General features: G+C 67.1%; 18 protein-coding genes. 6 read left to right on the forward strand and 12 right to left on the reverse strand.

Annotated features, from left to right (window positions below; translation table 11 throughout):
* Positions 1-54 precede the first annotated feature (54 nt).
* The 3 genes from NMQ14_RS10245 to NMQ14_RS10255 form a co-directional block, all read right to left on the reverse strand.
* Complete coding sequence (locus tag NMQ14_RS10245) at positions 55-1,404, reverse strand: MFS transporter (protein WP_257095773.1); 1,350 nt, start codon at positions 1,402-1,404, stop codon at positions 55-57.
* A 173-nt stretch (positions 1,405-1,577) separates the two neighbouring features.
* The gene (locus tag NMQ14_RS10250; RefSeq protein ID WP_257095774.1) at positions 1,578-1,724 is read right to left on the reverse strand and encodes a hypothetical protein; all 147 of its coding nucleotides are present in this window, start codon (positions 1,722-1,724) and stop codon (positions 1,578-1,580) included.
* Positions 1,725-1,909: 185 nt separating this feature from the next.
* Positions 1,910-2,674 (reverse strand): PEP-CTERM sorting domain-containing protein, encoded by a 765-nt coding sequence (locus NMQ14_RS10255; RefSeq protein ID WP_257095775.1) that lies wholly within the window; start codon positions 2,672-2,674, stop codon positions 1,910-1,912.
* Positions 2,675-2,999: 325 nt separating this feature from the next.
* Between NMQ14_RS10255 and uvrA the strand changes: the two genes are divergently transcribed.
* Positions 3,000-5,849, forward strand: coding sequence for an excinuclease ABC subunit UvrA (uvrA, locus tag NMQ14_RS10260; protein ID WP_257095997.1), 2,850 nt, complete (start codon positions 3,000-3,002; stop codon positions 5,847-5,849).
* 250 nt (positions 5,850-6,099) lie between these two features.
* Positions 6,100-6,441 carry a hypothetical protein gene (locus tag NMQ14_RS10265; protein ID WP_257095776.1) on the forward strand — a complete coding sequence of 114 codons (342 nt, stop codon included), beginning with the start codon at positions 6,100-6,102 and terminating at the stop codon, positions 6,439-6,441.
* On the opposite strand, the gene NMQ14_RS10270 is transcribed toward NMQ14_RS10265, so the two are convergent.
* Positions 6,424-6,669, reverse strand: coding sequence for a response regulator transcription factor (locus tag NMQ14_RS10270; protein ID WP_306441202.1), 246 nt, complete (start codon positions 6,667-6,669; stop codon positions 6,424-6,426). The two genes, NMQ14_RS10265 and NMQ14_RS10270, sit on opposite strands and share 18 nt — an antisense overlap.
* Positions 6,670-6,764: 95 nt before the next feature.
* On the opposite strand from NMQ14_RS10270, the gene NMQ14_RS10275 reads away from it, so the two are divergent.
* Both NMQ14_RS10275 and NMQ14_RS10280 read left to right on the forward strand, forming a co-directional pair.
* The gene (locus NMQ14_RS10275; protein ID WP_257095777.1) at positions 6,765-6,887 is read left to right on the forward strand and encodes a hypothetical protein; all 123 of its coding nucleotides are present in this window, start codon (positions 6,765-6,767) and stop codon (positions 6,885-6,887) included.
* Positions 6,888-7,251: 364 nt separating this feature from the next.
* Positions 7,252-7,473 (forward strand): TIGR02450 family Trp-rich protein, encoded by a 222-nt coding sequence (locus NMQ14_RS10280; RefSeq protein ID WP_257095778.1) that lies wholly within the window; start codon positions 7,252-7,254, stop codon positions 7,471-7,473.
* A 21-nt stretch (positions 7,474-7,494) separates the two neighbouring features.
* On the opposite strand, the gene NMQ14_RS10285 is transcribed toward NMQ14_RS10280, so the two are convergent.
* From NMQ14_RS10285 to NMQ14_RS10300, 4 genes are all read right to left on the reverse strand, one after another.
* Positions 7,495-7,884 carry a carboxymuconolactone decarboxylase family protein gene (locus NMQ14_RS10285; RefSeq protein WP_257095779.1) on the reverse strand — a complete coding sequence of 130 codons (390 nt, stop codon included), beginning with the start codon at positions 7,882-7,884 and terminating at the stop codon, positions 7,495-7,497.
* Positions 7,885-8,179: 295 nt separating this feature from the next.
* Positions 8,180-8,875 (reverse strand): type VI secretion system tube protein Hcp, encoded by a 696-nt coding sequence (locus NMQ14_RS10290; protein ID WP_257095781.1) that lies wholly within the window; start codon positions 8,873-8,875, stop codon positions 8,180-8,182.
* Positions 8,876-9,034: 159 nt separating this feature from the next.
* A complete protein-coding gene (locus NMQ14_RS10295) occupies positions 9,035-9,814 on the reverse strand; it encodes an SDR family NAD(P)-dependent oxidoreductase (protein ID WP_257095783.1) in 780 nt (259 codons plus the stop codon).
* Between the two features lie 26 nt (positions 9,815-9,840).
* The gene (locus tag NMQ14_RS10300; protein ID WP_373457187.1) at positions 9,841-10,011 is read right to left on the reverse strand and encodes a hypothetical protein; all 171 of its coding nucleotides are present in this window, start codon (positions 10,009-10,011) and stop codon (positions 9,841-9,843) included.
* Between the two features lie 320 nt (positions 10,012-10,331).
* On the opposite strand from NMQ14_RS10300, the gene NMQ14_RS10305 reads away from it, so the two are divergent.
* Positions 10,332-11,531 carry an MFS transporter gene (locus tag NMQ14_RS10305; RefSeq protein ID WP_257095785.1) on the forward strand — a complete coding sequence of 400 codons (1,200 nt, stop codon included), beginning with the start codon at positions 10,332-10,334 and terminating at the stop codon, positions 11,529-11,531.
* Between the two features lie 69 nt (positions 11,532-11,600).
* Positions 11,601-12,035 (forward strand): hypothetical protein, encoded by a 435-nt coding sequence (locus tag NMQ14_RS10310; RefSeq protein WP_257082425.1) that lies wholly within the window; start codon positions 11,601-11,603, stop codon positions 12,033-12,035.
* A gap of 17 nt (positions 12,036-12,052) precedes the next feature.
* Here the strand turns inward: NMQ14_RS10310 and NMQ14_RS10315 are convergent, their stop codons facing one another.
* From NMQ14_RS10315 to NMQ14_RS10330, 4 genes are all read right to left on the reverse strand, one after another.
* Entirely contained in the window at positions 12,053-14,407 is a 2,355-nt protein-coding gene (locus NMQ14_RS10315; RefSeq protein WP_257095787.1) for a CHASE domain-containing protein, read from the reverse strand.
* 193 nt (positions 14,408-14,600) lie between these two features.
* Positions 14,601-18,605: a translocation/assembly module TamB domain-containing protein gene (locus NMQ14_RS10320; RefSeq protein ID WP_257095789.1), complete on the reverse strand. Its 4,005-nt coding sequence runs from the start codon at positions 18,603-18,605 to the stop codon at positions 14,601-14,603.
* Positions 18,605-20,431 carry an autotransporter assembly complex family protein gene (locus NMQ14_RS10325; RefSeq protein ID WP_257095791.1) on the reverse strand — a complete coding sequence of 609 codons (1,827 nt, stop codon included), beginning with the start codon at positions 20,429-20,431 and terminating at the stop codon, positions 18,605-18,607. The genes NMQ14_RS10320 and NMQ14_RS10325 overlap by 1 nt, the downstream gene beginning before the upstream one ends.
* Complete coding sequence (locus tag NMQ14_RS10330) at positions 20,432-20,776, reverse strand: FKBP-type peptidyl-prolyl cis-trans isomerase (protein ID WP_257082421.1); 345 nt, start codon at positions 20,774-20,776, stop codon at positions 20,432-20,434.
* Positions 20,777-20,834: the final 58 nt, after the last annotated feature.

A 20,834-nucleotide genomic window follows, 5' to 3' on the forward strand; every position in this document is an offset into this window, starting at 1 on the left:
CGCTGCGCGCCGCATCTTGCTACGCGCCGGACAGATTACGCCCTTTGCATAATTTCAGGTACCGGCGACCGGCTGGTCGAGCAGCCTGCGCACGACGTCTTCGTCCCACAATTCCAGATTGACCTTCAGGAAAGCCATGCGCCGCTCGGCCTCGATGCGCACCTCGCGCAGCCCGGGCAGGTCGTTGATCTGTTCGCGCAGGCGGTCCAGATCGACATGGTCGCCGATCGCATACTCGCGCAGCGCGACCACCGGCGGCGGCTTCATGCTGCGCGCCCACAGCAGCCACACGACTGCCAGCGCGGTGCAGAACAGATAGACGCCATCTTCGCCGAAGCGCAGCGCGATGGCACCGCCGACCGCACTGCCGGTGGCCGCGCCGAAGGACTGCGCCGTGTTGAACACGCCCAGCGCCGCGCCCTTGGCGTCCGGCGGCGCGATGCGCGACACCAGCGACGGCAGCGTGGCTTCGAGCAGATTGAACGCCACGAAAAACACGAGCAGACCGCCGATCAGCACCCACGCGAGGTCGAAATGCAGCAGGAACATCAGCTGCGAGGCGATCAGCGTGACGATGGCCGCGAGGAACACGGTCTTCACGCGCGACTTGCGTTCAGCCCAGATGATGGCCGGAATCATGCAGATGAAGCTGGCGATCACGATCGGGAAGTACAGCGTCCAGTGCTCGGCGACCGGCAGGTCCATCACCTGCACGAGGGCGAGCGGCACCATCAGGAACATGGCCATCTGCACCATGTGCACGACGAACATGCCGAAGTTGAGGCGCATCAGCTGGCGGTCGCCCAGGACGCGCGCGAACGGCGCAGGCTTCACGACCGGCGCGTGGTCCGGGTCCGGCACCACGAACAGCAGCAGCGGTATGCCGGCCAGCGCCAGGCCACCGATCAGCAGGAAGATGCCTTCCATGCCGATCCAGCCGTACAGCGCCGGGGCGAGCACAAGCGAGGCCGCGAACACCAGGCCGATCGACGTACCGATGACCGCCATGATCTTGGTGCGATGCTCGTCGCGCACCAGATCGGCCACCAGCGCGGTCGCCGCGGCCGAAATGGCGCCGCTGCCCTGCAGGATGCGGGCGGCGATCATCCAGTTGATGTCGGGCGCCCACGCGGCCATCGCGCTGCCGGCGGCGTACAGCAGCAGGCCGATCACGATGATGCGCTTGCGGCCGAAGCGGTCCGAGGCGGCGCCGAGCGGAATCTGCATCACACCCTGCGCCAGACCGAACATGCCGAACGCCAGGCCGACCCAGAAGATGTTGTCGCCGCCCGGCAATGTGCGTGCGAACACCGCGAACACGGGCAGCACGAGGAAAAGCCCCAGCATGCGCAGGGAAATGATGAAGGCCAGCGCAGCCCCCGCGCGCAGTTCCGTGCGGGTCATGCGGTCTTTTGTCGGGGGAGTCATGTGAGGCAGGAAAAGCGAGCAGCCGCGATTCTAGCAAGCGGACAGGGCGTGCAACGTCCGCTGAAAGTTTTGCTTCGCAAAGATATGCCCGAATAGGCGGTCGAGCGTGGCGGATGGGCAGGGCAAGAACGCCGAGTCTGCCTTTCGAATCAGCCTTTCGGAGTATCCGGGTCCGGATATCCCAACTGCCACTGGTGCTTCAGCGCAAGCAGCAGCACCACCGCATCGGCGAGCAACTGTTCGGGATCGAGCCGCGCGAAGTCCGGCGACTGCTCATCGGCCACTGCGAGACACATTACGAGATGCGCTACGAGTGACCATGAGCGGCGGGATTCGGCCCTCTACGTGCTGCGGTTCTGGCACACACGGGAGAATCGCTGAAAGGCAAAGCGGGCGCCAAACGGTTCGATGGATCACGGTGCCGGAAAAAACCGCGGGGGCTGCGGCCCCCGCATCGCTTGCCTGCAAGCAACCGGCCGGATCACACCGGCACCGCGCGCCCACGCCGCCGCGCCAGCATCAGCCCCGCCAGCCCAGCGCCAAACAGTGCCGCCGGCACAGGTTCAGGTACGGCCGCGACATCGCCGGGGCGAACCGCCCAGGCATGGAATCCGTTGTACTGGTAGCTGATGCCCTGGTAGCCGACGTCGGTATTGACGCCCCACGCGTAGAGGCCCGGGACGGGCGCGTACGCCGTACCGGACCAGTACGCGTAGGACTGCAAGTTCTGAATCGCGCCGTTGGGGCCAAGGCCACTGCGCGCTTCTCCCCAGTGATAAGCGCCATCTCCAAAGATGCCCCCATCGCTCTGGTTGCCCCCCGACGGACTGTAGTAGCTCTTGAACCCCAGATTGTTAAAGTACATGTGAGCCAGTTCGCTGTACATCGTGCCGTCCTCCCCCACGGTACGAACGTTGTAGCCAATGTCGGTGCCGAAATAGGTGTAGTTGTAGTCCGCCAGCCCACCGTCCCGAACCATGGGCAGGCGCCAGTCGTCATACGTCACCCCGCGCACGCTGTCGTGGTAGCTCAGGTTCGCCGCCCAGGTCAGCGCCTGCTGCCAGGTCATCAAACCATCCGCGTCATACCCGCTCGTCTTCGCGTAGTTGGCATCCGCCAGCCAGGTCACGTCCAGTACGTCGTCGTACAGCAGACCGCCGCCCCGGTCGTGCAGCGCCGCCTGCGCCGCACCGCTAGACAGCGCGCCCAGCAGCGCCAGCCCCAACACCTTCTTTCCGTAGTTCATCGCCATCGCTCCCGTTTCGGCTTGTTGCTTACGACATACTCAATCACCTTCTTGGCATAGCAAGCTCCATGCCGCCCACATCAAGCCCTTGATGCACATGGGGTCCCGCTGGCAGACAGGCAGGGGAAATGTAAATTTCTCCGACACATTTCAAGTCATGGCAGCGGCCCGGCACACCCGCCCTTCCCCGCCGGTGTCCAGTCCCTGCCTCAAGTGCACACCCCTTGAACCTTGCCACTTGAATCTTGAATCTCGACGCCTTCCCTCCTCGCCTTTCCCGCCAAAATAGGTTCTCATAGCCGGTTGCATGAAACCGGGCGGGCTGATGGACTGGATACGCATTCGTGGGGCGCGCACCCACAATCTGAAGAACATCAATATAGACATCCCGCGCGACCGGCTGACCGTGATCACCGGGCTGTCGGGCTCCGGCAAGAGCTCGCTGGCGTTCGACACGCTGTACGCCGAGGGCCAGCGGCGCTATGTGGAGTCGCTGTCCGCCTACGCGCGGCAATTCCTGCAGCTGATGGAAAAGCCGGATGTGGACCTGATCGAGGGGCTGTCGCCGGCGATTTCGATCGAACAGAAGGCGACCAGCCACAATCCGCGCTCCACCGTGGGCACGGTGACCGAAATACACGACTATCTGCGCCTGCTGTTCGCACGGGTCGGCACGCCCCACTGCCCCGAGCATGGCGCGCCGCTGGCCGCGCAGAGCGTGTCGCAGATGGTCGATGCGGTGCTCGCGATGCCGGAAGAGAGCAAGGTGGCCATCCTTGCGCCGGTGGTCAGCGAGCGCAAGGGCGAACAGGTCGAGCTGATTTCGGAGTTGCGTTCGCGCGGCTTCGTGCGGGTGCGGCTCGACGGCAAGATGATGGACATCGACGCGCTGCCCAAGCTCGACAAGAACATCAAGCACACGATAGACGTCGTCGTCGACCGGCTGAAGGTACGCCCCGACATGCGCCAGCGTCTCGCCGAATCCATCGAAACCGCGCTGCAGCAGGCCGAAGGCCGCGCCATCGCTCTGGACATGGACAGCGACGCCGAACAGCTGTTCTCGGCCCGCTTCGCCTGCCCGGTGTGCGGCCACAGCGTGTCCGAGCTGGAACCGCGCTTCTTCTCGTTCAACAATCCGGCCGGCGCCTGCACCAGTTGCGACGGCCTGGGCATGGTCACCTTCTTCGACCCGACGCGCATCGTTGCCCACCCGCACCTGTCGCTCGCCTCCGGCGCCATCCGGGGCTGGGACCGGCGCAACCAGTTCTATTTCCAGCTGCTGTCCAGTCTGGCCGGCTTCTACAAATTCGACATCGACACCCCGTTCGACGAACTGGACGCGGCGCTGCAGGCTATCGTGCTCGACGGTTCGGGCAAGGTGCGCATTCCGTTCCGCTACCTGTCGGAATCGGGCCGCGCGACGATACGCGAGCACGTGTTCGAAGGCGTGGTGCCGAATCTGGAACGCCGCTACCGCGAAACCGATTCGGTCGCCGTGCGCGAGGAACTGGGCAAGTACCGCAACACCAAGGTGTGCCCGGACTGCAAGGGCACGCGGCTGCGCAGCGACGCGCGCCATGTGAAGGTGGCCGATCACACGCTGCCGGAACTGGCCGGACTGCCTCTGCGCGCCTGCAAGGCCATTTTCGACGGCATGGAACTGGATGGCGCGCGCGCCGCGATCGCCGCCCGCATCATGCGCGAGGTGGCGGCCCGGCTCGGCTTCCTGATCGACGTCGGACTGGACTACCTGAGCCTCGACCGTTCGGCCGAATCGCTGTCCGGCGGCGAGGCGCAGCGCATCCGGCTGGCCAGCCAGATCGGTTCCGGCCTGACCGGCGTCATGTACGTGCTCGACGAGCCGTCGATCGGCCTGCACCAGCGCGACAACGCGCGCCTGCTCGGCACGCTGTCGCGGCTGCGCGACCTCGGCAACACGGTCGTCGTGGTCGAGCACGATCAGGAAGCGATCGAAATGGCCGACCACGTGGTCGACATGGGCCCCGGCGCCGGCCAGCACGGTGGCGAGGTGATCGCGCAGGGCACGCCGGCCGACATCGAAGCCTGCGAAGCCAGCCTGACCGGTGCCTACCTGTCGGGCCGCAAGCAGATCGCGGTGCCGCAAACCCGCACGCCGGCGAAGGACGACTGGCTGCACATCCGCGGCGCACGTGGCAACAACCTGCACGGCACCGACGCGGCGATCCCGGTCGGGCTGCTGACCTGTGTCACCGGCGTGTCCGGCTCGGGCAAGTCCACCCTGATCAATGACACGCTGTACGCCGCAGCCGCCCACCATCTGTACGGCTCGGCGGCGCTGCCGGCCGCGCACGACGCGATCGAGGGGCTGGACCTGTTCGACAAGGTGATCAATGTCGACCAGTCGCCGATCGGCCGCACGCCGCGCTCCAATCCGGCCACCTACACCGGCCTGCTGACGCCGATCCGCGAATTGTTCGCCGGCGTGCCGGAAGCGCGCTCGCGCGGCTACGGTCCGGGCCGCTTCTCGTTCAACGTGAAGGGCGGCCGCTGCGAAGCCTGCCAGGGCGACGGTCTGGTGCGCGTCGAAATGCACTTCCTGCCCGACGTGTTCGTGCCGTGCGACGTGTGCAACGGGCGCCGCTACAACCGCGAAACGCTGGACATCCGCTACAAGGGCAAGACCATCCACGACGTGCTGTCGATGAAGGTGACCGAAGCACGCGACTTCTTCGACGCCGTGCCGACGGTCGCACGCAAGCTGGAAACGCTGTGCGAGGTCGGGCTGGGCTACATCGGCCTCGGCCAGAGTGCGACCACGCTGTCCGGCGGCGAAGCACAGCGCGTGAAACTGGCGCTGGAACTGTCCAAGCGGGACACCGGCCGCACGCTGTACATCCTCGACGAACCGACCACCGGCCTGCATTTCCACGACGTGGACATGCTGCTCGGCGTACTCGGCCGCCTGCGCGACGCCGGCAATACCATCGTCGTCATCGAGCACAACCTTGACGTGATCAAGACCGCCGACTGGATCATCGATCTCGGCCCGGAAGGCGGTGCCGGCGGCGGGCTCATCGTCGCCACCGGCACCCCCGAGCAGGTCGCCGCGGAGCCGGCGTCACACACCGGGCGGTATCTGGCGCCGCTGCTCGAAAAGGACCCGCGGCGCCAGCCGTGTCCGGCCGCCGACTGAGCGGCCCGGTGGCGCCAGGCGAAGCATTGCGCGGTTGAGCGCGGCGTGTTGGGCATCGCTGCGCTCACCCCAACCTACGGGCTGGGCCATGCGTCGGGCGGGCTCGACGCGATTTGTTGGGCGTCGCTGCGCTCACCCCAACCTACGAGGCTGGGCGATGCGTTGGACGGGGGAACGTGACTTGTTGGGCGTCGCTGCGCTCACCCAGCCTGCAGGGCCGGATGATGTGTAGGTTGGGGTGAGCGCAGCGATGCCCAACGATCGAGCTTCGACCGTGATCGCGACGCAAGCCAACACCGGCCTTGCTGCGGAAAGCTTCTGGCCGGGTCCTGGCCTTACTCAGTCGATCAGCTTGAGCTGCCGCGCCGCGTGCATCAGTTCGATGTCGGGCGACCCGCATGCGCAGGATTTCGAGTTCGCGGGCGCTCAGCGCAGCCAGCGGGTTCTTCGCGCCGCTGCCGGCGCGGCGCAGCGCCGCCAGTTCGGCCTGCACGTCCGGGCTCAGCGTCTGCCGGCGGTGATACACCGCGCAGATCGCCTCGACCAGCAGGTCGGGCGGCGAACTTCTGGTGACTTAGCCGAGCGCGCCTGATTCGAGCGCCTTTTCGACGAAGGTGGCGTCGCGGTGCATGTTGAAGATGAGCACGCGCGCGTCGCGGTCGCGCTGCAGGATGTGCTGCAGCGTCTGGATGCCGCTGGCACCCGGCAGCGTGATGTCCATCACCACCACATCCGGCGCCAGTTCGACGTAGCACCGATAGACCTCTTCGCCGGAGCTGGCCTCGGCTGCAATGGTCAGCGGCGGATGCCGCTCGATCAGTCACCGGTAACCTTCGCGTACTACCGCGTGGTCGTCGCTCGCCGCAGGTCGTTCCAGCTGGATGACGACCGCAGCCGCGCGCCTGCGCGTCCCACATGGGCACCAGCCTGTCGAGACCGGCGATCAGCCCGTACTCGTCCAGCCCGTCCGGCCGCAGCTCGCGCAAGATGCCGTGCAGCGATTCCATCGTGCTGCCGACCGTGTGCAGCACCGTCTGACCGCTGGCGCGCAAGGGGTCGGCTTCGACTACGCCACGCTGACCGACGCCGACACCCTGACACGTGCCATGAAAAACGCCGGCACGGCCGTCTTCCGCCCGGGACCGACCTGTCGTGGCTGCCGACGGCGCATGCCCTGATCGTGCTGATCGCGCGCTTCCGCCCGGAAGCCCGCGGCCTGCGCTGAGTGAACCCGCCCTCCTGTCGCAAAACCCTGCACGCCGGATGACGGCCGCCTCGACCGACCGCGCATCGGCGTGCAGCGGGCCGAGCGCTGACGCGCATTCGTGCAACGCTTCGCAAGGATGGGGAATGGCTGCGCAGCGGCGCGGTCTGAGTCGTCAAACCCAGCGACCGTCACACCATGAATCCGCTGCACCCGAAAAAGCTGCTGCTCACCAAATGGACCGCCGTTGCGCCTGTCGGCCGCAACCTGCACTTCCTGGTCTGCAAGGTGATCGAGCCCGACCCGCCTGAAACAGCGATCCGCTGGATAGACATCGAGGCGGTCCATTCGAAATCGGTGCGGCGCATCGAATGGCGCGAGCTGAAGGATGCGACCCGCTGGCGGCAGGGCTGGGTCTGACCGCTCGCCAAAGATCGCCGGTCAGCCGGCTGACTGCTCCGCCCGCCAGGCATCGACCACCTCCTGCGCCGCCCTGAAGGCATCGACCGACGCCGGCACACCGGCATACACCGCGCAGTGCAGCAGGGTTTCGCGGATTTCCTCCACCGTGCAGCCATTGTTGAGCGCGCCGCGCACATGGCCCTTGAGCTCGTTCGGGCATTTCAGCGCGGTCAGCGCCGACAGGGTGATCAGGCTGCGCGTGCGCCGGTCCAGACCGCCGCGTGTCCAGACGCCGCCCCACGCATGTTCATTGATGAAAGCCTGCAGCGGCTGCGTGAAGTCGGTCGCGTTGCCCAGTGCGCGATCTACAAAGGCATCGCTCATCACTTCGCGGCGTACCGCCTCCCCGCGCTTCGCGCCATCGCTCATGATCCGTTCTCCCGTTGCGTTCGTATCGAGCGGCGGATTCTACGGACTCCGGCCTTATCGGGCACCAGCGAGTGCGCCGGCAGGTTGAGCGGCAGCGCGGCCGGCGCACTGTCCGGCGACTCATCCGGCATGCAGGTGCCGGCCGGCATCAGCGGCGTCGCACTGATGGCCGCCCTGGCCGTCTGGCTCGACATACTGCGTCGACCACGGAACCCGCTTGACCCGGCCGCCGCGACGCGGAGACCGGGCTTCTGCCACCGGGTATTCAGCGCAAGAGCGCCCTGTAGCCGCAGGCTCAGCCGAGCTGCAGCCTGCGCCGGCGCGCCACCCAGCCGATCAGGCCGAGACCGGCCAGCAGCAGGGCCGCCTGCTCCGGTTCGGGTATCGGTTGCGACACGTCGAGCAGGATGGGCGTGTCGGGTGACGCAAGCTGCATCAGTACACGTGCGTCACCCTTCACCCCTTCCAGATCCCAGTTCGCCTTGATGGCGTCACCGGGCTTTCCGCCCTTTTCCGGCGGATAGTAGGCAAGTTCGATTGCCTTGTAACTCAGACTGAGGGATGCCAGCGGGTCACCGCCCGAGGCCCCGGCCAGGCTCAACGAGGTCAGCGTGGCGTCTTCGAAGGTCATCGTGAAGTAGCGATGGGCTTGCTCCTCGCCCGACTTGACGAAGCTGAGCGTCACCTTGCCGACTACATTGCCGTTCGCCACACCTTCAAACAGTTTGGGGATGCTCTGATCCACCGCCTGCGTCCATTCCAGATCACCGAACACCGGCCGCGATGCCGTACTGCCGGACGGACCGGTGGACGCCGTGTTGGACAGCGTCCAGTTGAAAGAAAAGACCTCTATCTGGTCCTTGTAGTTTTCGGCGACCGAACCGCCATTGATACGCGGTATCTCCAGGTAGTAGTCGGCTGCCAGCGCCGGCGCCGCGGCGAAGTACATGATCGAAGCGGTGATGCATGAGGCGGCAAGTCTGAGTTTCATCGGTTTTTCCCGGAAAATGAAGGACATCCATCGGCCGGGTCGTGCCTTTGTGGCCGCGCCGGCGCAAGCACTGCACCCGAACACTACCAAGGACGCCTCATTCCGGACAGCCTTGAAGAACGTGTTTCCCCTGCAATCCGAGACGTGCCGTCACGCAGTTCAGAAGGCGCCCTTCACCGTGCCGCCATCGACCCGCACAGCCGCGCCTGTGGTCGCCGACGCCAGCGGACTGGCCAGATAGACGACCATCGCGGCGACTTCTTCCGGCGTGGCGAAGCGCTTGATCAGCGAGGTCGGGCGCACCTTCTCGAAGAATTCCTTTTCGAAGTCCTCGAAGCTCTGGCCGCTTTCATTGGCCAGCGTCTGCACGAATTCCTCGACGCCGCGCGAGCGGGTCGGACCCGGCAGCACACTGTTGACGGTGATGCCGGTGCCGGCGACCGACTCGGCCAGACCGCGCGCAATCGCGATCTGCGCCGATTTGGTCATGCCGTAGTGGATCATTTCGGCCGGAATCTGGATGCCGCTCTCACTCGATATGAACAGGATGCGGCCCCAGTTGCGCCGCTTCATGCCGGCCAGCACCTGGCGCGACAGCCGCACCCCGCTCAGCACGTTCACGTCGAAGAAGCGCGTCCAGTCGGCGTCGGGAATGTCCTCGAACGCTTTCGGCTCGAAGATGCCGAGGTTGTTCACCAGGATGTCGATGTCCGGGTGCGCCTTCGCCAACGCGTCGGCACCGGCCGCGCTGGCCAGATCGCCGGCAAAGCCGATCGCCCCCACACCCAGCTTCGCGACGGCGGCGTCGACCGCCGCCTGCGTGCGGCCATTGACGATGACGCGCGCGCCTTCGCGCAGCAGCGCCTCGGCGATGGCGTAGCCGATGCCGGCGGTGCTGCCGGACACCAGCGCGAGACGGTTCTTCAGTTGCAGATCCATGCGGAATTCTCCTCGATGAATGGGCGTCAGGTGCGCGGCGCTAACATGATGATGGCCATTCCGGCCAGCGACAGCGTCGCCGGCCGCAGCACCCAGACCGGCGCGCGGTCCTTCAGCCACAGCCAGGGCCGATAGCAGCCGACGATCTCCGCCAGTGCGGTGGCGACGAAAAGCGCAGTGGTTGAAATCGGATTCATCGGCCGAAGATAACCCGGCCGGGCACGCGATGGTCGGCGCATCGTTGAACTTCGAGGTTCCCCGTACGCGGCAGGGGCAGCCGTCCATCCGGCGCGGTGCGTGTGGCGCGAGTGCATGCGCCGTCTTGTTGGGCATCGCTGCGCTCACCCCAACCTACGATGCAGCCTCCCGCACGTCGGGATGAGCACAGCAATGCCCACCACCCGTAGGTTGGGGTGAGCGCAGCGATGCCCAACAACATCCGCTGCCGCCCGCGACGCGTAACGGCGGCACAACGGCCTGTGCTAGCCTCCTGCCACCCGAAGTCCTGTTCCGCGCCATGCCCTCCGCCCTGCCTGCCGTGCTGTGCGCCGCCCTGCTGCTGATGGTCACGATGGGCGTGCGCCAGTCGTCCGGCCTGTTCATTTCGCCGATCAATACCTCCACCGGTCTGGGCATCGTCAGCCTGAGTCTGGCGCTGGCGATCGGCCAGTTCGTCTGGGGCGCGATACAGCCGGTGGCTGGTGCGGTAGCCGATCGCTACGGGCCGGGCCGCGTACTGGCCGCCGGGCTGATCGTGCTGGCGCTCGGTTGCGCGCTCACACCCTTCATGGACACCAGCTTCGGCATGATGATGGCGCTCGGCGTGCTGTCGGCGGCTGGCTCCGGCGCCGGCAGCTTTTCGGTGCTGATCGGCGCCGCCTCGCGCAAGCTCGATTCGGCGAAACGCGGCCAGGCGGCCGGCGTCATCAACGCCGGCGGTTCGCTCGGCCAGTTCGTGTTTGCGCCACTGGCGCAGAAGCTGATCACCACCGTCGGCTGGATGGGGGCGATGTACGCACTGGCCATCGCAGCGCTGGCCGCACTGCCGCTGGCACGCGCCCTGCGTGCTCGCGAACCGGTGGTCAGTCATGCCGCGCCCGATGGCAGCGGCGGCCTGCGTCACGCGGTGCGCGATGCGCTGCGTGACCGCAGTTATCTGCTGCTGCACGCCGGCTTCTTCACCTGCGGTTTTCACATCGCCTTCCTGATCACCCATCTGCCGGGCGAAGTCGGGCTGTGCGGCCTGCCGGCGGAAGTGGCGAGCAGTGCGCTGGCGCTGATCGGGCTGGCCAACATCGCCGGCAGCCTGCTGGCCGGCTGGGCGGTCGGCCGCTGGCGCAGCAAGATGATCCTGTTCTGGATGTACGCGTCGCGTGCGGTGCTGGTGTTGATCTACCTGGCGTCGCCGCAGACCGAATGGACCTTCTACCTGTTCGCCATCGGTCTGGGCGTGACCTGGCTGGCCACGGTGCCGCCGACCGCCGGCGTGGTCGGCAAGCTGTTCGGCACGCGTTATCTTGCGACATTGTTCGGCCTCACGCTGCTGTCGCACCAGATCGGCGGCTTCTTCGGCGCCTGGCTGGGCGGGCTGGCGCTCGAGCACACCGGCAACTACCTGTGGATGTGGTATGCCGATGCACTGCTCGCGACCATCGCGGCGCTGGTCAATCTGCCGATCCGCGAGGCGCGCATGCAGCCGGCTGCAGCGCCGGCGTAGGCGGATGCCGATGGCGGTATGGCTGGTCATGCACGACAATGGTGCGATGACAATAAAAGGAGAACACTGATGAAACTGCTCGGCGCACTTGGAATACTGGTGATGGGCCTGCTCGCCGCCTTCGTTATCGCCAACTGGAGCGTGCTGGTCATGCCGGTCGAGGTGTCGCTGCTGGTGGCGACGATCAACGCACCGGCCGGCATCATCCTGCTCGGTGCCACGACCTTGCTGCTGGTGCTGCTCGGCGCCTACACACTCACGCTGCACACCTCGACCCTGCTCGAAGCGCGCCGTCATGCCAAGGAACTGCGCGAGCAGCGCTTGCTGGCTGATCAGGCCGAAGCATCGCGCTTCACCGAACTGAACGCTGCGATGCAGAAAGAATTCGCCGAGTTGCGCGCGGCCATGCAGCAGACGACGGCCGAATCGGTGAATTCGCTCGCGGCGGCCATCGGTGAGGTCGAAGACAAGCTGGACCGCAGTCTCGGCGAGCGACGCGCCTGACGCCGCGCGCCGCCCGCTCAGGCGTGGCCGGGTTCGTACAGCGTGAAGCCGTTGCGGCCCGACTGCTTGGTACGGTACATCGCGGTATCGGCGCGCTGCAGCACGTCTTCCAGTTCAAGGCCGTGATCGGGAGACAGCGCGATGCCGATGCTCGGCGTGACCGTCAGCGACAGGTCGGCGACCTCCATCGGCGCGGACAGCGCCTGCACGATCTTGCGGGAAATCTCGCCGGCGACTTCCGCATTGTCGACGTCTTCGAGCAGCACGACGAATTCGTCACCCCCCAGCCGAGCGGCCGTATCGGTGACGCGCACGGTGGCCAGCAAGCGTTCGGCGACCACGCGCAACACTGAATCGCCGGCATGGTGCCCCAAAGTGTCGTTGATGTCCTTGAAATGATCGAGATCGAGCATGATCAACGCGGTCCGCAAGCCAGTGTGCTTTGACCGTTCGACCGAACGCTCGAAGCGTTCGCTCAGCAGCAGACGATTCGGCAGGCCGGTCAGCGTATCGTGGTGCGCCAGCCGGCGGACATAGGCCTCGGTGCGCCGCCGTTCGGTGATGTCGTAGGCGAAACAGATGTAGCCATGGATGTCACCGTGCGCGTCGCGCAGCGCATTGACGGCCAGATTGACGGGCACATGTACGCCGTCCTTGCGCACATAGGTCCATTCCCGCTCATCCACACCGCCTTCGCGCACCGGCAGCACGAACACCTCGAAACCGCGCACCGGCACACCCTTTTCGGCCGTCAGCTGCGCGCTGCGCTGATGCATTTCGGTGTCCAGATGCAGCAGCTCCGGCGTGGCGACACCCACCAGTTCGTGACGCGTATAGCCGAGCAGCCGTTCGCCGGCCGGATTGATCGACTGGATGACGCCAGCCGTATCGGTGGCGATCACGCAGAACGGCGCGTGCTCCAGAATCGCCTGATTGAGCAGGTCGGATTCGCGCGCCGCACGCTGCGCATCCAGCAGTTCCGTCAGGTCGGTCGCCATGATGATCAGGCGCGGCCCTTCGGATTCCTCTTCGGTGGCCGTGATGGCCAGCTCTATCTTGCGTACGCCTCCGTGTGCATGCTCGGCGCTCACGTTGCAGCGCAGAAGCCGCCGGTCGCCATGGCGGATATCGCTCAGTTGCCTTTTCAGCGTCACGTCACCGTGACTCGAAAAAAGCTGCGTCAGCGGCATGCCCTGCAGCAGGCTGGCTTCGATGCCGAGCATGTCGCCGATCGCCGGATTGGCACCGAGCACGCGCGACGCCGGCGTGGCATCGCAGATCAGGATGCCTTCCGCGCTCGCCTCGATGACCGAGCGCATGCGCGCCTCGCTTTCGCGATGGGCGACCGACATGCGATACGCCAGATTTTCGGCCCGGCTTCGCAGACCGAATACGGCAGCCAGCGTGCTGCACAGCAATACGGTCAGCCCCAAACCGGCGGCCGCGGCCAGATTGGCCTTGCTCGCCGGAGCAGCCACGTCGAATGCCGGCAAGGTCGTGAAGCGCAAGGTCCAGCGGCGCATGCCGACTTCGATCGGGCGCGTCTCGACAAAACTTGGGGTGTAAGTCCCCAGATTCGTCAGCACCGCACGGCGACGCTCGTACAGCAGCGCCGATTCGTCAGTGGCCACGCCATCGAACAGCTCAAGCACCATGTCGACTGCGCGGTCATCCAGTGCCGCGTGGGCCAGATCACTGATGCGGAACGGCGCATAGACGAAGCCACGGAGCGCCGCACGATACGCCTCGACGGTATGCAGCCCGCGCGAAGTACGATAGACGGGCACGAACATCAATGCGCCAGGCTGGGGTGCCGCTCTGTCCTGCACCAGCGTAACAGCGCCCGACAGTGCCGCCCTGCCGGTGTCTGCCGCACGATCCATCGCCGCGCGACGTACCGTCTCAGAATACATGTCGTAACCGATGGCATCGAGATTGTTACCGATATCGGGTTCGAGATAGACGATGGTGGTCAGCACGTCGCGTTCGCCGGCCGGACGGATGGCGTAACCGGGTTGCCCCGAAGCCCGAATCGCCGCCTCGTGTGCGGCCCGTTCAACGGGCGTCAGCACTTGTGCAAAACCGAAGCCCTTGAGGCCGGGAAAGCGCGTGTCCAGGTGCACTCCACGGGCAAACGCCCGCCACTCGTCGCGCGTCACGGTCGACGAAGCGGAAAACAGGGCAACACCGGACCACAGCAACTGTTCGTAGTCGGCCATGGCTTCGGTCAGCGCGCGCTCGGCCTCGCCCACGCTGCGATCGAAACGGGTTTGCGCCTGCATCCGTTCCTGCGCACGCAGGGCTTGCCAGGCCATCCAGGAAAGAGTTGCACCCGTGACGCCGGTCAGCAGCAGCGTCAACAGGGCGGTCATACGCAGCCCATTAACAGGGGACGAAAGGTTCATCTATCGGTCACTCTTGACTCAAGTCGCGGCGATGCGCAAATAGAAAAAGAAATTTTTCATTTGTTTACGTGCGCCGATCACCCAACTTTATAGATAACGCGTTAATTGACCCTTCGTACGCTGCTGCAGCGCAGCATGTCGACCCGGTTGTGGAAAACCGTCACTTGAACGAAAAGACGTAGCGCACATCGACCGCCTGTTCGGTGCCGGTGCTGCCGATCAGCGCGAGATGGCGGGTCAGTGTCCAGGTCAGCTTGACCACGCTGGTCGCGCCGGCCACGCCCTGTTCGTACGACAGCAGCGCATTGTTGGTCAGCCGCTTGCCGACGCTGACCACCTGGCCGCCGACCGTCGTGCTGCTGCGCTGCGAACTGCTGACCACCTGACTGCGCGGACCGCTGGCGATCGAACTCTGGGTCAGGGCGATCTGGTCAAGGCCCAGCGCCTGGGCCAGCGATCCGGTGATGCCTTCGCCCTCGCCGCCCAGCAGCGCACTGGCGGCGGTCGCCAGCAGCGACAGATCCGAGCCGCGCGCCGTTTCCTGACCGCGGCCAAGCACGATCCACGACAGCTTTTCCGAGTCCGGCATTGCACTGTCGGATACCAGCCGCACGCGCGGCCGCTGCACCGTGCCGCTCACTTCCACGCCGGCCTGCACCGGCAGGTTCGGTCGGATGGCGCGCACGTTCAGCCCCGGATTGGCCAGCGAGCCCTGGAAACTGACGACGCCGCGTTCGATGTCGAGGTTCTGGCCATAGGCGCGATAGCGGCCACCCACCGTGCGGATGTTGCCGGTGGCGCTGATGCCGCGCCCCTGATCGCGCAGCGCCAGCTGGCCGGCCAACCGCGTATCGAGCCCGCGCCCCTTGAAATAGAGCCGCTCACCGAGATCGACGTCGATCTGCAGCGCCAGCGGCGGGCCGCTCGCGGAGGCGCCGTTGCGACCTTTCATCACGACGTCGTCGCCGAGCGTCGGCGGCGATTGCTCCGGCACGGTGAACAGCCCGGCGTCGGCCGTCAGCGCCAGTTGCAGCGCAATGCCGGCCTTGGCCGAGCCGCGCACGCTGCCGTCACCGGACAGCATGAGCCACTGCTCGCCGCCCTGCAGCGGCACGAAGCGGCGCACCTCGATCGCGATGTCTGCTGCCGCCGTGGCCAGATCGACCGTGCCGCGCGCAGCGAGGCGGCCCGGCTCCTTCGTCAACGCCGCGGCATTCAGGCGTGGATCGGCCGGCGCGCGCGCATTGGCGCTTTCGAAGCTCAGGCCGTCGAGATTCAGCCGGTCGCCGGCGAACGTCGCGCGCAGGCTGCCACGCTCCAGCCGCAGGCCTTCGTCGGCGAGCCGGAACGTCAGGCCGTCGCCGTCGATGCGCCCCGACAGCTCCGGCGCACGCAGCCGCCCGGCCATCTTCACGTTGGCTTTCAGGCTGCCGGCGGTTGTCATGTCGAGCCGCAGCGCGCGACCGATCCAGTTCAGCGTCGGCACGTCGAGCGTCGCTTCGCCAGTGGTCTGTGCATCGAGATCGGGCAGCCACAGACTGCCGGCATGGCGCAGTGGCACGCGCACCGCGGCCTGCAGCTGGCCGATGTCCGGGCCGGCAATGCGGGCCGTGACGGCCGCCGATTGGCCGGCGAAATCGATCTGCGCGCGCGCCTCGCTGAACGCAAGTTCGACCCGGCCTTCGCCCGAAATGACCGCGTTGCCGCTTTCACGGAACACGGCGATCCGACCGCTCAGCCCTGCGTCGCCGGTCAGCGCGGCGCCAACCGCCCAGTCGGCGCCCAGCTTCAGCGGCGCACGCACCGCGATGCCGGCTTCGCGGTCGCGCCAGACGAGGCGCAGCGGAAAGCCGCGCATGCGGCCACTGGCATCAAGGCGCTCCGGCGTCCACAGCGTGCGCGCGAGCACCGCTTCGCCGCCGCCGGTCAGCGCCAGCGTCGCATCGTCGAGGGCCACACGCCGGGCCGACGCCGACAGCGACGCCGGGCGGACCAGCGTGGCACTCAGTTCGGGCGACAGCACCAGCGCCAGCTGATCGATGCGCCCGGCCCACGACGGGCCGTCACCGGATGACAGCAAGGCGCCCCGCGCCGCAAGCTCGAGCGACTGGCGCAGCGGCGCATCACCGCGTTCCGCCGGCTGATCGGCAAGTTTCACGCTGGCCGACAGGCGATGCGCCGCGCGCGTGCCATCGATGTCCAGCTGCACGGCCTCGATGGGCGCCGGTGCGGACGGACTGCGCAGATCGGCCGCCACCAGCTTCAAGGTCATGCGCCCGTCGGCACCGGGCGCGAGTTCGGCACTGACGTCGGCGCTGGCCACGCTGCCCAGCTCACCCAGCCGGAGCGCGCGCGCGGCCAGCGTCAGCGTGCCGAAAGGCGCCTCCGGCGTACCGGCGAGCCGACCGCTGCCGGAGATGCGACCGGCCAGTTCCAGCCCGGTGAGCGCACGCAGCGGTGCCAGACGCTGCGCGTCCAGCGACCAGTCGAGCACGTCGTCTGCCTTGCCGGCGCGGCCGCCGAATGCGCCCTGCGCTGCCAGCCGGTTGCCCGCCCAGTCCAGTGCGATATCGACCTCCGACAGTCGCCTGCCCTGCAGCCGCCCCTTGACCGCACCCGCCAGTGCCTCGCCCATCAACGTGCTGGGCGCGAAGTCGAGCGCCACCTGCGCGTCGATCTGCGGCTTGATCTGACCGTTGGCGGAAAATTTCGCCGACAGGCTGGCCGCCGGCACGCGTGCGAACGCCGAAGGATCGAATTTCTGCAATGCGCCGGCCAGCCGGAAGGCGAGCGTGTCGTCCAGCTTCAGCGTGCCGGCCAGCGTGGACTCGGCGCCGCGCGCCGACACCCGGGCGCTTTCCAGCGTGAGCAGTTGCTGCGCCACGTCGCCACGCGCATCGAGCGCGATGCGGCTGGCGCCGCGGTCGGTCAGTGCAACGTCGAACTGCTGGCGCTCGCCCGACGCGCTGATGTCGATGCGTCCGCCCAGTTTCGTCGCCAGCCCCTGCCCATGCAGCGCGGCGGTATCCACATCGCGCAGCACCAGCGCCGCGTGCACCGGCAGATCGCCCTCGGCACGCCAGCCAGCCGTGCCGCGGATGTCGCCACCGCCGGACAGCTCGATCAGCAGGTCGCGCAGATCGACTTGTGTCGGGCTCGCCTCGACCTGCGCCGACAACGCACGCACCGGCAGCTGGTTCTTGTCGATGCGCCCGGCTTCGCGGTTGCGCGCCGTCAGTGGTCCGGTCAGGGCAAGCGCCGCGCCGTCGCGCGACTGCAGATCCGCCTCGACCGTCCAGCGACCGGCCGGGGCGGCGGCGTTCAGGCGCTGCGGATCGAATTCGTCGAGCGCCAGCCTGAGCGCGGTCAGCGGTTGTTCGATGAAGGGCCGGGCACTGACGTCGGCCTGACCGGACAGACCGAAACCCCGGGCGCGCAGCGCAGCGGTGGCGCCGTCGACCAGCGTGCCGCCCAGCGCGGCGGTGGCCGAGTAATCCTGCGCCGTGAAAGCCAGTTCGCCGGACAGCGCGAACGGCGCGTCGCCGACCAGCGCGAGCGCACCCGCCAGCGCGCCCCACGGCGTGGTCACGGCGACCTCGTCCAGCCGATGCGTCACGCCATCGGAGTCGATGGCCGCCTTGACGTCGGTCAGTACGATGCCGTCGACATCGGGCGCCGAGTACTCGGCGAGCACGATGCGCCCGATGTCGAGCCGTGCCTTCAGCGCGAACGGCAGCGCGAGGCTGGAGGGCGTGGTCGGCGGCGCGTCACTGGACGACGTGGCGATGCGCACATCCCCCGCTGACAGGCGCGCGATGTCGAGCCGGCGATCGAACAGCGCCGCGGCCGGCGCCCAGTCGAGCGCCAGCGATGTGGCTTCGGCGCGCAGCGTGCCGTCGTCGTAGATCACTTCGGCCAGCCGCGGCGCTGTCCACACGCTGCCGGATTCGACCTTGACCGACTGCAGCGCCGGTACCGCCCACTGCGCGCCGGCGGCGATCGCGCGCAGGCCACCGGAGGACGCCAGCAGCCAGTACATCAGCAGCATCGGCAGCGCGATTAGTGCAACGTCGGTCAGGGCGACACCGGTGCCGCGCACACGGCTGCGCGCGCGCAGGCTGCGGCGCGGCGTGACGGGTTGCGGGGCTTGATCGGGCGCGTTCATCAGAAGGCAATGGCCAGCGAAAAATGCGGCCGCCAGGTCTGTTCGCGTTCGCCGTAGGCAATGTCGAACGCGATCGGGCCAGCGGGCGAACGCCAGCGCACGCCGGCTCCGGCACCATAGGCGAAGTCGAAATCCTTGCGGCTGTCGGTGGCGTCACCGGCGTCGACAAACACGGCGCTGCCCCATTGATGCGACCACCAGTGCACGTACTCGGCGCTGAGCACGCCAAGTACGCGGCCACCCACGATGGCGTTGCCTTCGCGCACGCCAAGCTGAAGGTAGTCGTAACCGCGCACCGAATTCGCGCCGCCGGCGCGGAACAGGAAATCCTGCGGCAGCGCGTCGGCCTTGCCGCTGGTCAGGCCGGCTTCTCCGCGCAGGATGATCTGGTCGCGCTCGCCGACCGGTATGAACCACTGCCCCTTCAAATAGGTACGCAGGAAATTGGTGTCGGACAGCAGGCCTTCGACGCCGCCGCCGACCTGGGCGTTGAGCACCCAGCCGCTGCGCGGATCGAACGGGTCATCGACCTCGCGCCAGGTCCACGAGGTGTTCAGTGCCAGCGACTTCTGCGTGCTGGTGACCAGACCGTCGATTTCGCGCTGTTCGCGCTGCAGGCTGATCGAATGGCGGATTTCGATGTTGCCGCGGATGCGCGCGCGCACCGCACCGATGCCGACGCGCTTGGTCACCAGGTCCTGGATGTCGGCGTTTTCGGCCAGCGCGCCGAAACTGTCGCGGTAGCCGTCGGCGGCCGGTGGCAGCAGCACGTCGGCAAAGGCGATCTGGCGCAGCTGTTCGAGCCGGATGGCGGTATTGAACAGCCACGAGCGCTTGAACAGATTGTTGTCCGACCAGGCCACCTCGGCGCGGTAGCCGGTGTTGCTGCTCAGGCCGGCGCCAAACGACAGGCGGCGCGAACTGGCTTCGGCCACCGCGACGCGCACCGGTGTTGCGGCGGCCGCGGCCGGATCGCGATCGACGCTGATCTGCGCCGAACCGAAGTAGGGCGACGACAGCAGCGCGCGCTCGAACGCCAGCAGGGCGTCGGTGGAATACGGATCGCCCGCGCGCACGGTGGAGTAGCGGCGCACCAGATTGAGGTCGTGCAGCGCAAGTCCGGTCGCCTCGATGTCGCCGAAACGGAAGGCCGGACCGCTGTCGAGTCGAAGCCGCAGGTCGACCCGGGCAGCGGCCGCATCCACTTCGGCCTGGCTTTCGATGAGTGCGCCAGCGGCGTAATCGCGCGAGGTCAGCGTGTCGAGCAGGTTCTGCTTGGCCGATGACCAGTCGGACTGGCGGAACGGCTGCCCCTCGGCCAGGCGCCAGCTGCGGCGCAGCTCGTCGCGTCGCTCGGCGCGTTCGGCTTCGGCCACCGCCCCCGCGAACTCGATGTCGACGCGGCCGATGACTGCGCGCGGCCCCGGTTCGATGGCCAGTGCGGGCGGGTCGCCGTCAATCTCGACCGACGGCGTGAAATAGCCTTCGGTCGACAGCAGGTCGGTCACCTCTCGCCGCACCCGGCGCAGCAGCCGGCGCTGCGCACGTTCGTCGGTCAGCGCCTCGCGCAGCACCAGCGAACGCGCGTGACGTTCGAGCATGTCGTTCACGTCGTCCGGCAGCGCGTTCGGACGCAGCGGCAAGCGACCGAAAGCCGCAGCGGGTGGGTTGTCTTCCGGCAGCCGTTCCGGCATGTCGTCGCCCGCCGCCGCATCGTCAACAGCCGACTCGGCAGCACCGACCGCAGACAGGCTGACGAACAGGCACACAAAGGCTGCGAGCGGCCAGCGGGTAAACCGGCCGCGCAGTTGCAGGAGCCTGTGCAATCAGCCCGCGCTCAACAGCTCGACCTCGAAAACCAGGGTGGCATTCGGCGGGATGACACCACCGGCACCGCGCGCGCCGTAGCCCAGGTGCGGCGGAATGGTCAGCTTGCGCACGCCGCCTTCCTTCATGCCCGCCACGCCTTCATCCCAGCCGCCGATGACCTGGCCCGCGCCCAGATTGAAACCGAAGGGCTGCTTGCGGTCCTTGCTCGAGTCGAACTTCTTGCCGTCGGTCAGCCAGCCCGTGTAATGCACGCTGACCCGCTGGCCGGCAACCGCTTCGGCGCCGCTGCCCGGAGTGATGTCTTCGATGATGAGACCGCTTTCGGTGGTGATGGCAGACATTTTTCGTTCCGTTGGTTGAATTGAAAGGATGCAGTTTACCCGGGTGGCGCGCCGGTCA

Source organism: Methyloversatilis sp. XJ19-13, from assembly GCF_024580155.1.
GTDB lineage: Bacteria > Pseudomonadota > Gammaproteobacteria > Burkholderiales > Rhodocyclaceae > Methyloversatilis.